The organism is Acinetobacter sp. NIPH 298 (genome assembly GCF_000369505.1).
Lineage (GTDB): Bacteria > Pseudomonadota > Gammaproteobacteria > Pseudomonadales > Moraxellaceae > Acinetobacter.
On record NZ_KB850055.1, the window covers coordinates 855,453 to 872,343 of the forward strand.

12 protein-coding genes are annotated in these 16,891 nt (G+C 38.9%); 8 read left to right on the plus strand and 4 right to left on the minus strand.

Annotation, left to right across the window (positions count from 1 at the left end; all coding sequences use genetic code 11):
• The first annotated feature begins 131 nt into the window (after window positions 1-131).
• The 5 genes from F903_RS09100 (at window position 132) to F903_RS09120 (ending at window position 10,489) form a co-directional block, all read left to right on the plus strand.
• Window positions 132-3,338, plus strand: coding sequence for a type VI secretion system Vgr family protein (locus F903_RS09100; RefSeq protein ID WP_005196464.1), 3,207 nt, complete (start codon window positions 132-134; stop codon window positions 3,336-3,338).
• Window positions 3,339-3,410: 72 nt separating this feature from the next.
• Window positions 3,411-8,093, plus strand: a complete 4,683-nt coding sequence (locus F903_RS09105; protein WP_005196466.1) for an RHS repeat-associated core domain-containing protein — start codon at window positions 3,411-3,413, stop codon at window positions 8,091-8,093.
• An 88-nt stretch (window positions 8,094-8,181) separates the two neighbouring features.
• The gene (locus F903_RS09110; protein ID WP_005196468.1) at window positions 8,182-9,063 is read left to right on the plus strand and encodes a tetratricopeptide repeat protein; all 882 of its coding nucleotides are present in this window, start codon (window positions 8,182-8,184) and stop codon (window positions 9,061-9,063) included.
• Window positions 9,064-9,069: 6 nt separating this feature from the next.
• On the plus strand, window positions 9,070-9,519 hold the full coding sequence (locus tag F903_RS09115; RefSeq protein ID WP_005196470.1) for a hypothetical protein: 450 nt from the start codon (window positions 9,070-9,072) through the stop codon (window positions 9,517-9,519).
• 10 nt (window positions 9,520-9,529) lie between these two features.
• Window positions 9,530-10,489 carry a tetratricopeptide repeat protein gene (locus F903_RS09120; RefSeq protein ID WP_005196472.1) on the plus strand — a complete coding sequence of 320 codons (960 nt, stop codon included), beginning with the start codon at window positions 9,530-9,532 and terminating at the stop codon, window positions 10,487-10,489.
• Between the two features lie 329 nt (window positions 10,490-10,818).
• Here the strand turns inward: F903_RS09120 and F903_RS09130 are convergent, their stop codons facing one another.
• Genes F903_RS09130 through folE2 form a run of 4 tightly spaced genes read right to left on the minus strand, consistent with a single transcriptional unit; the run spans window position 10,819 to window position 14,065 of the window.
• On the minus strand, window positions 10,819-12,174 hold the full coding sequence (locus tag F903_RS09130) for a dihydroorotase (protein ID WP_005196474.1): 1,356 nt from the start codon (window positions 12,172-12,174) through the stop codon (window positions 10,819-10,821).
• Window positions 12,164-12,724: a gamma carbonic anhydrase family protein gene (locus F903_RS09135; RefSeq protein WP_005196477.1), complete on the minus strand. Its 561-nt coding sequence runs from the start codon at window positions 12,722-12,724 to the stop codon at window positions 12,164-12,166. The genes F903_RS09130 and F903_RS09135 overlap by 11 nt, the downstream gene beginning before the upstream one ends.
• Before the next feature lie 25 nt (window positions 12,725-12,749).
• A complete protein-coding gene (hisI, locus tag F903_RS09140) occupies window positions 12,750-13,169 on the minus strand; it encodes a phosphoribosyl-AMP cyclohydrolase (protein WP_034595142.1) in 420 nt (139 codons plus the stop codon).
• Complete coding sequence (folE2, locus tag F903_RS09145; protein WP_005196481.1) at window positions 13,163-14,065, minus strand: GTP cyclohydrolase FolE2; 903 nt, start codon at window positions 14,063-14,065, stop codon at window positions 13,163-13,165. The genes hisI and folE2 overlap by 7 nt, the downstream gene beginning before the upstream one ends.
• Window positions 14,066-14,171: 106 nt before the next feature.
• Between folE2 and F903_RS09150 the strand changes: the two genes are divergently transcribed.
• From F903_RS09150 to zigA, 3 genes are read left to right on the plus strand one after another with little or no spacing between them, the layout of a single operon-like run.
• Entirely contained in the window at window positions 14,172-14,885 is a 714-nt protein-coding gene (locus F903_RS09150) for a D-Ala-D-Ala carboxypeptidase family metallohydrolase (RefSeq protein WP_005196484.1), read from the plus strand.
• A 6-nt stretch (window positions 14,886-14,891) separates the two neighbouring features.
• The gene (locus F903_RS09155) at window positions 14,892-15,290 is read left to right on the plus strand and encodes a transcriptional repressor (RefSeq protein ID WP_005196486.1); all 399 of its coding nucleotides are present in this window, start codon (window positions 14,892-14,894) and stop codon (window positions 15,288-15,290) included.
• A gap of 14 nt (window positions 15,291-15,304) precedes the next feature.
• Window positions 15,305-16,528 carry a zinc metallochaperone GTPase ZigA gene (gene zigA / locus F903_RS09160; protein ID WP_005196487.1) on the plus strand — a complete coding sequence of 408 codons (1,224 nt, stop codon included), beginning with the start codon at window positions 15,305-15,307 and terminating at the stop codon, window positions 16,526-16,528.
• Window positions 16,529-16,891 lie beyond the last annotated feature (363 nt).

Genomic DNA, 16,891 nt, shown 5'->3' on the forward strand with positions numbered 1-16,891 from the left:
AACACCAGTGAGCATTAATAGAATAATGGACGAGGAAACATAATTTGTCACAAATAGACGAAACTGTCTGAGCACAAGCGCAATTTTTTCTGTAAAATGCGCGTCAAGTTTAAAAGAACTCAATAAAAAGTATGCTTAACACGATTCAGTTTGCTTTAGAACAACTTGGCTTAACCGCACAGAAACGCGCGATTCATATTCAATTTGCCAATCAAGCGCTCAACACAGAAGTATTCCTACAAAAAATACAAGGTCAGCATGCCATTAATCAGGGCGTAACTGCGGAACTGATTTGTCTATCAACCAATGCCACTATCCCACTAAAACAATTCATTGGCTCTCAAGTTGCTGTTGATCAAGTGACCGACACCGGCACTTTATTTAGAACCACAGGTATTATTACCGAAGCCGTACAAGGACAAAGTGACGGTTCACTGACCCTATATAAACTTAAACTCCAAGATGCCACTGCACTGTGGCATAAACGCCGTAACAGCCGCGTGTTTATGAATAAAACCATACTGGATATTGTTCAAACCCTGTTTAAAGAATGGCAACAACGCAGTCCCTTATTCGCATCGAGTCTTACGCTTGATATCAGCGGCGTGACACAAGACTACGACATCCGACCCTTTGTGATGCAAGCCAATGAAAGCGACTACGATTTCATTACCCGATTACTCAGAAGCGAAGGTATTAACTGGCTCATCGACGAAGCCCAACTCACTGTTGCCAACAGCAATAGCCCGATCCAAGCCCAAAAACTCCGCTTGATCGATGACAACAACCAATACCAAGCCTTAAATCGAAGAACGATTCGCTACCACCGCAGCAGTGCTACCGAACAATACGACAGCATGACCAGCCTCATTGCTGAACGCTCTTTACAACCGACAGCCGTGCATATCCAACGCTGGCAAGCCGATGCCCTAGAACAAGAAGACGGTGCAGGCAGCGTCCAAAGCAAACATCAACATAGCGGACAACACGACAACGCCAGTCTAGGACTCGAAGATGCATGGCACTTTACCCCAGCATGGATGCAAGACCTCAAAGGCGAAGATGGCGCAACCGCATCAGGCAACAACCAAATTGAAAAACTTAATCAAAACCTCGGTCATTACCATGACGCTCAAGCCAAACAGTTTATCGCCAATACCACAGTACGCGATAGCCAAGTCGGCTACTGGTTTAAACTGAACGAACACCCAGAGATCGACCAACACAGCGGATCAGACCAAGAATTTCTGATCACTGCCAAAAACTACTACAACCAAAACAACCTACCCAAAGACTTAAACCAACAAATCCAAAGCTTGATTGATCAAAGCCAATGGCAAAATAACAACATTCAAACCAATACAGCAGAACGCCAAGCCAACCAACTGACCCTACAACGTCGTAACATCAAAACTGTACCCGAATACCAACCCCTACAACACCGCCCAGCAGCTCACCCACAACGAGCCAAAGTGGTTGGGCCATCAGGTGAAGAAATCCATGTCGATGAATGGGGCAGAATTAAAGTTCGCTTCCTGTTCACCCGAAATGATGACCACAGTCATGATGGTGGTGCAGGTAGCAACGACAACGACACCGATTCAGCTTGGGTTGATGTACTCACTCCTTGGGCTGGCGAAGGCTATGGCGCACGCTTCCTGCCACGCATTGGTGAAATCGTCGTCATTGACTTCTTTGACGGTAACATCGATCGCCCTTATGTCACAGGACGACTGCACGAAGCACAACGCAGTCCAACAAAATTCGATAACCAAGGACAACTGCCCGACACTAAGAAACTCGCAGGGATTAAGTCCAAAGAATACCAAGGCTCAGGTTATAACCAACTGCGCTTTGACGACACCACAGGACAAATCAGCGCTCAACTACAAAGCAGCCATGCATCAAGTCAACTCAATCTCGGAAAACTCAGCCATCCTAAAGCGCAAGCAGAAAGCGAAGACCGAGGTGAAGGCTTTGAACTACGCACTGACCAATGGGGAGCGATCCGAGCAGGCGAAGGCTTACTGATCACCACCCATGCACAAGACCAAGCTGAAGGCGATCATCTCGAAGCGCAAACAGCCAAACAACAACTGGAAGGCAACCAAAACAATGCCAAAGCCCTGAGTGAAGTGGCAAAGAACCAACAAACGGATGAACTCGAAGCTTTAGAACAACTCAAAGCATTTGCAGAAGACATCCAACAGGACATTGCCAAATTCAACAAAGCCTTATTACTACTCAGTTCGCCAAATGGCATTGGACTCAGTACCACAGACGACATACACCTTTCTGCGGATGGACAACTGAACCAATTTGCAGGCGATAGCATTAACCTGAGCACCCAGAAGAACCTGATTGCCCAAGCCAGTCAAAAGATCAGTCTATTTGCAGCGCAAGGCGGGATTAAACAAGTTGCAGCAAAAGGCAAGTTTGAGATACAGGCACAAAATGATGGGGCTGACTTCATTGCCCGTAAAGATATACAAATCATTTCGACTGAAGATGCCATCTATATCACCAGTCCAAAGGAGATTGTGATTACAGCAGGCAGTTCTCAGATCAAGATTAATGGCTCTGGTGTATTTCCGTCCACGGGCGGCAAGTTTGAAGTGAAAGCTGGGCAGCATTTGTTTGCTGCGGGAGCGAGTGCAAGTGCTAATGTTCCTCAGTTACCGAAGGCCAAACCAATGAAAGGGGCATTGGAATTATTGAGAAGCTATGGCGGTGAAAACTTCTTTAAGCAAAATAGTTATAAAGTTATTGATTCACTAGGTAAGCAAATTACAGGCAAGCTCGATGGAAGTGGCTTTGCTCAAGTGACAGGCATTGCACCTGGTCCAGCGAAAGTGATTTTTGATAAAGATGACAACAGTGCATGGTTACAAAGTAGCGATTTTAGCCGAGATTATACATGGGCTGAGCCTGTCTCTGGTGTTGCAGGGTTGATGAAAAATGCTTTGGGTTCATTGGGACAAAATACCATGTCACAGTTAAAAGATAGTCTTCTTTCACTGGACAAAAATAGTTTAAAAAACCTTGGAAAAAACACAGTCAATAATTTAGTTGACCAAACTGTGGGGCAAATCAAAAGCAAAGTGACAGATACAGCTTTTAGTGCGATTTCAAATCAACTTAATTTAAATGTATCTCCAGATCAAATCAGAAGCCTTGGGCAGGTTGTGAAAAACCCAAACCAATCTGTTGAAATGATTAAGGCGCAGGGAATGGATTTTTTTAAGGACCAAGCCTCAGCAAAACTCACTCAATTCACTAAAGTCGATTCTCCGATTCAGTATGGTGTTATGGATACATTTACAAAGCTTAAAAAGTAAATCAGATGAAAAGAAATACTGAGTTTAAGTCAAAGTATTGATGTAATTAAATGAATTAAAGGTTTTATATTAATGGCTACTGAAAAGACACAACAGGCAGAAACAACAAAACAACCCGCTGTTGAACTCGCAGTATTTAACTTAGAAAGTACTCGGGATGTCACTGATTTGCAGGTGATCGCAAATCAAATCCAACTGTATTTACAGGTCTGTGGCAATACCTCGCTCGAACAAGTCAAAAGTAACGCGAATGTACCAACAGTCGCTAATATTTTTGCATTAACAGGTAGTGTTTTAGATTTACTCTTATATGTAACAACACCGCAGACTGGCGATGCTGATATACAGCGTGGTGCTTTACTCGGGGCGAATTTAATCGGATTGTTCCCTGAGCCGAATAATGAAGCACATGCGCGAATGGCGTTACGACCAATGTTTGGCTTAATGGCAGAAAGCTTATATCCTAAAAATGGAAAAATCAAAGAACCTGATATTAAACGTTTAGGCTTACATCTCAATGCAATGGTGGCAGGGGATTTAGAAACATTTTTAAAAGAAACCCAAGCGAAGTTAAGTGGACTACTGACCCAAGCTGCGACGATGGGTACGAGTATTTTACAGAGCATGGCTACACCAGCGGCAGGTCTCAATACAGGCGTTGCAGCTCAAGCAGGTGCTTCAGCGGAGAAACGAGATCCCAAGCTTAAATTTAGCAACTGGGCAGTTCCATTGATCGATCTGATTGGGACACCGAGCCAAGCAGATTTAACGCCTAAAATACAACCCAATATCACAAGCCAATTGCAACAAGCAGCAACTCAGGCGATCACTACACTCGCACAAGTGTTACAACAACAAGCAAATCCCAGCCAAAAATATAGCTTGGCATGGTTAATACAAGAAACTTTGAGTGCGATTAAGGCATTAGAAAATAAAGGCAGCGCCAGTGTGCCAATGAATCAAACTGGGGAGTATGAGAGGCAGACCAAAGGTAATACCTATGAATTTGTGAGCTTACAAGCAGATGCCCTAAATGCCCCACCATGTGAGGGTGAGGATTCGCAATCTAAAAAAAGTATCAGTTATTCAATCGGTACTGAACGCGTTCAACACTCAGATTTTTATTTACCTAAAATCGGTTTTTCCTTTATTCGCCAATACAGCTCACAAATGGGTGAGTTTGATCGAAGCATGATTGGCGCACGTTGGATGATGCCATTTTCCAACATGATTCAACCCAATGCTCAAGGCTATTTATTTATAGACAGTAAAGGGCGGAAACATCAATTCCCTGCTTCAATCCCATTTGAAGCTTATGAAGTGCCATTTGAAGGGATAACGGTACAACCACTCGAAGATGGTGATTTAATACTAAACTTCGGTGGAGAATGGTATTTCCAATTCCATCAGTTTTCGGCTGGTCAACCCTATCAACTGATTCAACAGGTTAATGAAAAAACACAGGAAAAGATCGTTTTAAGTTACCTACTATTTGATGGAGTTGCCTATCTTCAAAATGTTGATTTCCAATTGGAACATGCCCAACACCAATTAAAATTTGCATTTAACGAACAAGTGAAAATCATTGCGGTATTTATCGATGAGCAAGTCAAACCTTTAGCGCGTTATCACTACGATACACAAGGCAACTTGATTAAAGCCATTGACCAAAATGGACATGTCCGTGAATACGAATACAACCATTTCCACCAACTCACACGCTATACAGATCGTACAGGACGTGGGCAAAATATTCGTTATGAATCAACTGAAGTCAAAGCCAAAGCCATCGAAGAATGGGCGGATGATGGCAGTTACCACACCAAACTCAAATGGCATCCACGTTTACGCCAAGTCGCGGTTTATGATGCCTACGATGTCCCGACCTATTACTATTTCGATCTGAATGGATTTACCTACCGTACTCGTTTAGCAGATGGACGTGAATCGTGGTACAGCCGTGATAGTCAAAAACGTATTACTCGTCAAATTGATTTTGAAGGACGTGAGACACAACAAGAATACAATGATCAGGATCAACTCATCAAAATCGTACAGCCCAATGGTGGGGTAATTCGTTTTGCCTACGATGAGCAAGGCAATTTGGTCGAAACAAAAGATCCTGAAGGCAATATTTGGAAACGAGAATATGATGCCAAGGGTAATATCAGCAAAGAAATAAATCCTTTGGGGCATATCACTCAATATAAATATAACAATGACAATCAATTGATCGAAGTGATTGATGCCAAAGGCGGCAGCAAAAAAATTCAATACAATGAATTAGGACAAATGACCGCCTATACCGATTGTTCAGGCAAAAGCAGTACTTGGGAATACGATGAGGATGGCGCATTAACAGCCGAACAAACTGCAAATAATAAGGTCGTGCAGTACCTTTACAGCACTCAAGGTCGAGACAAAGGACAACTTCAAAGTATTGTTTACCCTGATGGGCTAAAAGAACACTTTGAACATGATCAAGAAGGACGCTTACTTAAACATATAGATAGCAAAGGTTTAGTGACTGAGTACCAATACAATGCCACAGGATTACTGGAACAACGCATCGATGCCAATCGACATCGCATAGCTTATCAATGGGACAAACAAGGGCGCATCCAAAAACTGATCAATCAAAATAATGCGGAATATCTATTTGACTATAACCAATATGGATACTTAGTCAGAGAGCAAGCCTTTGATGGAGAAGAAAAACACTACAGCTACAATGAAATTGGCAGACTCTTCCAAATCCTTCAACCGAACATTCTGACCCAATTTGATTATTACGCAGATGGACAAATCGCATCGAAAAGCTTTACCCATTTAAATACGGGAAAGAAACAAACAGAACAATTTGATTACAACCTGAACAGTCAACTGAGCCGAGCCAGTAATGAGGTTAGCCAAATTGATTTTTATCGCAATGCACTTGGGCAATTGGTTAGAGAGCATCAGCACTACAAAATATCAGGGCTTGGTCCACTCACAGCAGTTTTACGTTATGAATATGACGAACTTGGTAATTTGGTTAAAACAATCCGCCCAGATGGACAGGAACAAGCCAATTTAAGCTATGGCTCAGGACATTTATATGCCATTGCCCTAAATAAACAAGACGTGGTTTCATTCCAACGCGATGACTTACATCGAGAAACAACACGCCTATTGGCAAATGGATTGATGCAAACCAAACATTATAATGACGTGGGTTTACTCAGTTCACAACTGATACAGCCTGAACAAGAAACACAAGAGCATTTACAATACCAAGCGCATCGACATTACCATTACGACCAAAACTATCTACTAAGCCAAGTCGAAGATAGCCGTTTAGGACAATTGAATTATCAATACGATCCAATCGGACGTTTAATCACAACGCAAAGCGCACATAAAACAGAGAGTTTTAGCTTTGATCCTGCGGGTAATTTGATCGACCCTGTATCCGCATCCAGTACATCACAAATTAAAAATAATCTGGTTAGAAGCTATCAAGGAAAACATTACCAATACGATGCACAAGGCAATGTCATAGAGGCTAAACAAGCAGGCAAAACGCTTAAACTGACATGGGACAACCAAAATCGACTGATTCGAAGCGACAATAATGGGAAAATCACTGACTATGGTTACGATGTATTTGGACGAAGACTCTACAAGAAAACTGTAGATGCGCTGACCCTATTTGGTTGGGATAGCGATTTGATGATTTGGGAATCCCTCAAATCAGAGCAAGACAGTTATACCAAGCACTATATCTATGAGCCTGATAGCTTCGTTCCATTGTTACAAGCAGGATATACAGGTTTTATTCAACTGATCGAAACCCCTGATTATGCTGACTATCAAAGCAAACCTTATTCGGTTTATAAGGATCCTGTATGGCGTAATGATACCCGTAAAAATCGAGTTGATTTAGAGCAGATCACTTTTTATCATTGCGATCAAGTCGGTACGCCACAAACGATGACCAATGCAAGAGGTGAGTGTGTTTGGGAAATTACCCAAGATACATGGGGTACTGCATTGGAGATTAAGTCTTTAAATCAAGATAATCCATTTGAGCAGAGTAATCTTAGATTCCAAGGTCAATATTACGATCAAGAAACAGGATTGCACTATAACCGTTATCGTTATTATGAACCCCATAGTGCAAGATATCTGAGTAAAGATCCGATTGGGTTAGAGGGAGGATTTAATACAAGTATTTATGTATATAATCCTCATGAGGAAATAGATCCGCTTGGATTAAGAGCAATAGGAGCTCGAGTACCGCCAACAAGGGCTCAACAAAGATGGGGATCACCTTATGGTACAGGCATGCATACTTCTAGGAATCCTTTACCCAGAAACAATTCAAACGTAAGGACCCCATCAAGTTTTAGGGATTTATTAAATTATCCGATTGCTCCATCTAATGGTCGTAGTACATCTATCTTGAACATATATGGAGAGTCTATGCCACAATATTTTAGATGGATGAGTCCTAACCGACAAGATAGAGGTGTAGTAATACATAGCGCATCAGAATTTATGTCAAATTATGCAGTTGAAGTTGAAAAAGCAATTTTAGCGGGAAAAGGAACATCCAAATTTTTATGTAAAAATGTCCGTATAAGTTATGATTCTTCTGAATGTAAGGGTGATGAGTGTATGATTACTGAGATATTCATAACCGATTCTAAAAAATTTGTCGTTCCTCCTAATCATGTGGCACCAATGTGCGTACCAACCAATGAATTAAAGTAAATATCCTTTAAAATATTTTTTCTAATAAATTTAGTGGGTTAAATTTTTATATTATGTGAATCACATAAATTTGAAAATATGGTGTGAAATGAATTCCAAGGTATTAGTAGTTTTTTTTAGTATTGTAATAACCCAATTATCTTGTGCTAATGTAAACAAAGATAGTGTTGAGGTTTCTTGTGATATAAAAAAATTAGATGGATATGAGATTAGTGATATGAATGGATATCTCTTAAATGATTTATTAAAATGTGGAAGAAGTGAAGAGGCATTTGATCTCATAAACAAACATGTTAATAATTTTACAGTTCAAGATTATGCTGTTACTGGAGATGTTTTATTAACTAATAATTATATTGATGAATCAAAAAAATTTTTAGATATTGCAGCTGGTAATAATGATGGAGAGGCACAGCAAAGATTAGGTGTGATTTATTCATATGTATTAAAATATAAAGATTTAAATAAAGCTATATATTATTTAAAAGAAAGTCTAGGAAATGACTATACTTATTCAAATGTTACATTGGCTGATATCTATGTGGAAGAGAATTCGATAAAAGATCTTAATTTGGCTATGAAATATAGTCAAGACGCGATAAAAAGTGGTTATAAGGAGGCTAATTATTATTTGTTTAAGATCTATGCAGAAGAGAAAAAATATGACATTGCAAAAGATAAATTAAATTTACTAAAAACAGATGGCTATATTGATTATTATGAGTTGGGGCTTAGTGAGTTGTATTCGAGTTATAAGGATTATGAAGGTTATAATCCAGAGAAAGCGAAAAAAATATTAGATGGGCTTGTTTTAAGTTCAAGTGATACGCAGCGATATCGATGGTTAGCTGATTTTTATATGGAAGATCACGAGTTTTATAATAAAACTAAAGCACATAATTATTACGAGAAAGCTTATAGTCAAGGTGATTGGATTAGTGAGCAAATATTGAGTAAGTGGAATAAATAGATATTTATGAAAAAATCTATTTTAATGTCCTCACTGCTTCTAGTAGGGAATGATAATGTACAAAAATCTTACTTAGATCAGGTAAATCAAAAGTTTGTAGATGAAGCTAATATACTCTTTAATGGTAAAATGAGGGATTTGAGAAGTTATTCCTCTTATACTGCTAATAGGGTCTCTTATAAAATTGCCTCGAAAGATTTTAATATTGATGTTTTTTTTGAAGACAAAAGAAAAGCATTAGATAAAATAGGTTGGAAGTATTATTTGAAATATAATCAAAGCTATATATTTTGTGATAGTAAGAGACAAATGGAGATTATAAAACCTAGGGTTTTAGTTGGTAATAAAGATCTAGTTGAGGGATCAAATGCAATGCAATTAAATAATGATTGGCATATAATTTTTTATAAGCCAAATAATACAACTTCATATAAATGCTATAATTATAAAGAATAATTTGATATAAATGCTGAAAAAGAAATTATTGGTGAGTCTAGTTATATGTATTTCTGCTTGTACAAATTTGAAAAAACAGGATAGGTTTCCTACGCTCGAGGAAGAGTGTAAATTAGCAGGAAGTAGTAGCAAGCAGTGTGAAATTTTTAATTTAAAAGACTTATCCTTAGATGAAAAAGAGAATCTAATGGGGTGGGTTTATCTAAATGGATTAGATAATATCAAGCCTAATTATGATAAAGCTTATTATTGGTTTGAAAAGGCTGCAAAATCCCATAACCATGAAGCTATAAACTCATTAGGCATGATTTATTTTGCTGGTTTAGGAAAAGATAAGGGTTTTCAGAAGGCTGAAGAATATTTTTTAGAAGCAAATAAGTATGGTAGCAAAGACGCTAAATTGAACTTGGCAGAACTATATAGAAGTAAGGACTTTGGTCGAGCACCAGATTTTGAAAAAGCAGAGAGTTGGTATTTATTAGGAGTCCAAGATAATCCTTCACGGGCATATGAAGGTTTGTCAAAAATGTACGTTGATCAGGAAAACTATGAGAAAGCATTTAGTTTTTCTGAAAAAGCTGCTGAACTAGGTAATCCTGAAGCTCAATATAATTTAGGGGTTTTCTTTGAGCAAGGTGTGTATGTCAAAAATGATAAAATGCAAGCTGAATATTGGTATGAAAAAGCAATAGAAAATAGAGAACCTCGCGCTGCTTACAATTTAGCTTCACTATATGAAAAAGGTGATGGAGTAGAACAAGATTTTAATCTTGCATATGCTTACTATACTTTAGCAAAAGAATTAGGATTAGACGTTGCTCAAAAGAAATTAGTTGAATTGGATAGTAAAGTAACTAAAGAGAATATTCGAATTTTAAAGGATGAAGGAGGTATACAAATTGTGGTAGATGATCCAAATAGTAAATGGGAGATTATGGACGAAGAGGATTATTTGAAGAAAAAAAATTAAGATTTTTATATTATTTAACTATGTTAATTTTATTGAAAATTTAAGTTTAGTAGAAGAATTGCTTAGTATGTATATGTTATAGCCAACATCAAAGATTGGTTGGATTGTAGTTAGTCGATCCTTATCATTAAATGAAACAAACACTTATAATAGGTGATTCATCTATCTTATTCAAAGATAAGCCTAGTGAGGTTTTCTTAATTTTAAGAACTCAACTTCAATTCGGTCTAGTCTCAACGGGGCAATATAGTACTTACACCGTTGAGCAGACCAGAACTGGACTAAAAGTTGTAGAGCAAGCGAGTTCGGAATTTAATCAAATATCCTTTCTATCGATCAATTTCTAGTGCTTTGCCTCGACAACTTAAAAATAATTGTTGTTGATGCCACGCAAGTTGTCCTGAAACAATCGTGGTATCAACCCCATAACGGAAAGTTTTATCTTGGAAAGGACTCCAATTGCACTTCATGTAATTTCGCTGATCTTTCACTGCGATACGTTGCGTATTTTCTCTAAGTAAAACGAGATCAGCCCAATATCCCTCACGAATATAACCACGATCTTTGATCTTAAATAGGTCTGCGACTTGATGAGAGGTTTTACGTACCATTGTTTCGATGCTGAGTTTGCTATCCGCAACCAGCTCCATCAATGCGGGTACAGCATGTTGCACCAGTGGTAGACCTGAAGGTGCATTCATATAGGGTTGTTGTTTTTCATCCCAAGTATGTGGTGCATGGTCGGTTCCGATAATATCCAAACGATTACTGTTGGAAATTGCATGGATCAAGGCATCTTTATCCTGTGGAGTCTTGATTGCAGGATTACATTTAATTAAATGCCCAAGTGCAGCATAGTCAGAATCATCAAAACTGAGATGATGAATACAGACTTCAGCAGAAATATGCTTTAGATTTAGTGGTAAGTCTTTAAATAGGCAAAGTTCTTTGGCAGTTGTAACATGTAAAACATGCAGTTGCGTTCCATATTTTTCAGCTAATGAAACAGCAAGTCGAGAACTTTCAAAGCAAGCTTGTTTATCCCGAATTTTAGGATGCATTGCTGCTGGAATATTTTCGCCATATTTCTCCAAATATAACTTTTCTTGTGCCTTAATCCGAGGCGTATATTCGCAATGCGTCAATAAGATCGTCGGCACATTGGCAAACAACCGTTCAAGAATTTGAGGATCATCAACCAGCATATTGCCAGTTGATGCACCCATAAACACTTTGACACCACTGACTAGCTTCGGATCAAGTTGCTCAATAATGTCTAAATTGTCAGAATTCACACCAAAATGAAATGCATAATTTGCCATGCTGTGTTGTGCTGCAATTTGCTTTTTTTGCGTTAAGGTTTCTAATTTCAATGTTGCAGGATTGGTATTAGGCATATCCATATAACTGGTAATACCACCAATGGTTGCGGCCATTGATTCCGATGCAATACTGCCTTTTTGCGGTGAGCCAGGATCTCTAAAATGCACTTGATCATCAATCATGCCGGGGATCAGCCAAGCACCATTGGCATCAATGCTTTTCGCATTGAAAATACCTGTGATGTTTGAGGCAATTTTCTCAATTCTTCCATCTTGAATCAGCACATCAGCAATGTACTGTTTATCTTCATTGACTAGGTTGGCATTACGAATAATGATCTTAGGAAATTTTCTAAAACTCATTGTGCAACGCCTTATAACCTTTGACTAACTCGATATTGGTGCTGACCACACTTTCAGAAAATTCACTGATCGAAACATCAACAGGAGGATATTGGCTTAAATCTGTTTTAGGATTGATATAGCTCATGGCAGGAACATAAAAGTGACTCGGTAAATCACGTCCATCCACCACTGCATTATGTCGAATCGCGCTATGATCACCAACCTTACAGTTGAATAGTACACTGTTAAAACCAACAAAAACATGATGACCGATTTCACAAGGACCATGAATAATCGAGCGATGTGCAATCGATGAATTTTCACCAATCGTCACTGCTGCACCAGCTTTGGAGTGAATCACAACGCCATCTTGAATATTGGAATTTGCGCCAATAATAATCGGTTCCATTTCTCCATTTTTATCGGTTTCATCTGCTCGAATCACCGCATAGGGTCCAATAAACACATTGGCATGAACAATAACTTTCCCACAAATAATCGCGGTTTGATCGACATACGCAGATTGATCAATTAAAGGAAGATGACCAGATGGATTTTTACGAAGCATAGGATTACCATTATTTATAAATAAGTTAAATTATCGGTTGGGTTAAAATCTCGACCTGATCAATGTCCAGACCAAGATAAAAACAATTGGGACGTTGGGTATGGCAAGCAGGACCGATTTGATTAACCAGAAACAAAAGGCTATCGCCATCACAATCGAGTCTGGCATCCTTCAAATATTGACGATGTCCCGAACTTTCGCCTTTGCGCCATAAACATTTGCGTGATCGTGACCAGTAACACACTTGTTTGGTTTGCAATGTTTCGATTAAAGCGTCACGATTCACCCAAGCCATCATCAATACGTCTTTCGTTTGATGGTCTTGAGTGATGACGGGGGTCAGACCATCTTGATTCCACTTGATCTGCTCAAACACGCTGTTGAAATCAAATTTTTGTCCTAAAGCACCGTGTTCCATGCGCTCGAAAATTGAAAGTTCTACCATTGCCATGAACCCCGAGCCACAGCGTCATGTGCATGCAAACTTTCGGCATGAATGACTTTAAAATTGAAGCCTTTGATATTTTTATGCTGTAGAAATGTGCCATAGAGACGTCTTAATGCATCCTCACAAAACATAAGGTTTTGACCATTGGCGACTGCAAATGCTTGTTCATCAATACGTTTTACCGCAGTTTGCACGGCTGTCATGAGTGACTGTTCAGCTTGATTAATGAATAAAATTAACGGGATATGTTTAATATTTTGATCGAGTTTGAAATTGAGAATGGCAAAGCTTCTTTGGCTATGCGGTGTCGCTGCGATCGCGTCCGTGGTATTGAGCCAGTCCACGATTTGTTGCTGATCTAAACTGATTTCTTGATTAGCCAATGCCGTTTGAAATCGTTGTTGAATAATATTTCTAGCGAGCGCCGCGGAACAAGGACAGGTGGAAGAATAGGGAATCTCGACTTTTAGTCTCGCTTCAAATTGATCCTTTAGAAGTTGACAAGACAGCACAAAAGGATAGCTTTTCCAGCCCGATAGCTTACTAATTAAGGCTGGTCGTTCGATATACAGTTCGCTATGAATTTCAATTTTTGCATGTGTTGATAAATCTTTGTGGCTTTCCAAAAAGTCTTTCAAAACGTGTTTGATATCAAATAGGCTGAGATTTTTTATATTGGTCAATTCTAAAAGTCGGGTATATAAACGCGACATGTGAATGCCTTTGGCGAAAGGGTCATCTAGGCTGACAAAAGCATTGATTTGGCTTGGGCAACGTGTATTTTCGATATGTACTGGTAGCGCAATGTTTTCCATACCGACCCAGTCAAGGGAATGGCTATATGCTTTTGGTAAAGTAGATTCAGCAGAAATATCGGGGAGAACAAGATTCATTTGTTTGCTTACGTTGTAATGCTTAATGTAATGTTATAACATAACAACAAGTATCGACAAGCTCGTTGTGTCGTTAATTTACTTTGAGAGACGCTGGCAAATCAAAATGAACAAAATCTATCTGCTTGGATTCATTAGTTGTCTTTCTGCATGTCATTACCCTGATAAAGCGGCTCAGCTAAATCAGCAACCTAAGCTTGAACAGAAACAGGTTATTCCAAAAATTATTCTACAAGAAAAGCGCCTACCATCTTCTTACTTACAATGGGCGAATCAAGCCGAGCATCAACAACAAATACTGGCATATAAACATTTTTTAAAAGCTCAAGGCGTTGATTCTTACATTCCAGACGCTGAATTTTTTCAGACCGCTAGAGATTGGCAGAAATGCAATTATGCCGAATATGAAGTTCCACCAAGAGAGTTATGGCGCAACATTGTTCCAACTTTAACGATTCTCAATCAATTTGTTGAAAAAAAGTTGATAGATCAATTTACGGTGACATCGGTCTATCGAAACTATGCTTTAAATCAGTGTGCTGGCGGAGCGGGCGCATCTAAACACGTCTTTAATGCGGCACTCGATTTTCGCATTGGCAGTGAAAAACCAGATCCGATTGAACAGATCCATATCGAGAAAACAAAAACTAAACTTTGTCAGTTTTGGCGTGAGAAAGGTGCAGCACTGAATATGGGTTTAGGTGTTTATGCATCAGGACAAATTCATATCGATGCGGCGGGATATCGTACATGGGGTGTCGATCACCGTTACACATCATCACCGTGCATAAATAATTTTTCGAATAATAACAATGAGTAAATCGCAATGAAACGAACCATAGCCCAGCAAAGTATTCTAGACATATTAAAAACAGAAAACAAAGCCATGAGCGCTTATGAGTTGTTAGAAAAGGCAAAGCCCTACGGCTTTCATGCACCGATCCAAATCTATCGCATTCTTAAAAAGCTCTCAGAGCAATGCCTGATCGTAAAACTGAATACATTGAATATGTATGTCCTCAGTCAAGCTGAAATCACAGCGAGTTACCAACTTTTTACCGTGTGTACAGAGTGTCAACAGGTACAAAGTATTGTGATTCCACAGCTTAAAAACTGTGTGGAATCCTCCATCAAAGCCAAAAAGTTCAATCCTAAATACCAATATTTAGAAGTATTAGGTCAATGTTTTTCATGTACTTCCAAACATGAAACCCAGCAAATTTAAAAGTGAGAAAGCCAATGAATCATTCTTTAGCCACTCCATCTAAACTGCCTGTCACCGTTTTGTCAGGATTTTTGGGCGCAGGAAAAACCACGTTACTTAATCATATATTGAATAATCGTGAAGGGCGAAAAATCGCAGTGATCGTGAATGATATGTCAGAAGTCAATATTGATGCCGCTTTGGTACGTGAGGGTGGCGCAGAGTTGTCACGAACCGATGAAAAGCTAGTGGAAATGAGTAATGGTTGTATTTGCTGTACCTTGAGAGAGGATTTGCTCATTGAAGTGCGTCGCTTAGCTGAAGATAATCGTTTCGATCAACTGGTAATTGAATCGACAGGAATTTCCGAGCCATTACCTGTTGCTGAAACTTTTACTTTTGAAGATGAAAATGGCGTTTCACTGAGTGAGTTTGCTCGTTTAGATACCATGGTCACGGTGGTCGATGCTTATAATTTTTTAAAGGATTATAGTTCACTCGACAGTTTGCAATCGCGCGGTGAATCACTGGGTGAAGAAGATGGACGAAATGTGGTTGACCTTTTAATTGATCAAATCGAGTTTTGTGATGTGATCGTATTAAATAAAGTTGATTTAATTAATGCTCAAGAAAAAGAACAGTTATTTGGAATTTTACATTCACTTAATCCGAGAGCAAAAATTGAAATTTCAGCTTTTGGCCAAGTAAATCTAGATCGTATATTAAACACCAATCTCTTTGATTTTAATGAAGCGGCACAAGCACCAGGTTGGCTAAAAGAACTCAGAGGTGAGCATACTCCTGAAACAGAAGAATATGGCATTCGCAGTTTTGTTTATCGTGCCAGAAAACCTTTTCATCCCCAGCGTTTTTTTGATTTTGTAAACTCAGAATGGAAAGGCGTTATTCGCTCAAAAGGCTTCTTTTGGTTGGCATCCAATCCTGAATTTGCAGGCACTTGGTCTCAGGCAGGCGCGATGGCGCGACATGGTGTCGCAGGTTATTGGTGGGCGGCTGTAGGTGATGAGCATTGGCCTGAAGATCAACCCAGTCGTGAAGCTATAGAGAAAAACTGGGATGAGTTAACGGGTGATGCACGTCAAGAAATCGTATTGATTGGCATGGATATGGATGAATCAAATTTAATCCAACAATTCGATGCTTGTTTATTAACTGATGACGAAATGGCATTAGGTGCAGAAGAATGGGAAAAGTTTGATAACCCGTTTGTTGAATGGGCGGATATGATCGTTAAATAAATACAAAGTGTCTGAATAGTGATGAAGTGATTTACAATCTGTAATGGAAGGTGAGCTAGAGTTTTCTAAATCATGCGATTGCATAAATAGGGAACTCTAGCTTTTTAGTCTTTATTACCCAGCTAAAGTGATATTTCAGCGCTAGAGTTTTAATGGTTATCTGAGCTGTCAGATCACTCTAAGCTTTTTTATTGTTAGCAACGCTTTGATATTGAAACGAAGCACTGTGATAAAAACATCTTGTTTAATTTAGGTGTAATTGATGGGTGAAATATTCTAGAAGTATTTTTTAAATAACGAGTTTTTATAGATCCATGTTTAAAATCATTCTTTTTAATAATAATGGAAAATAACTTTTAAATG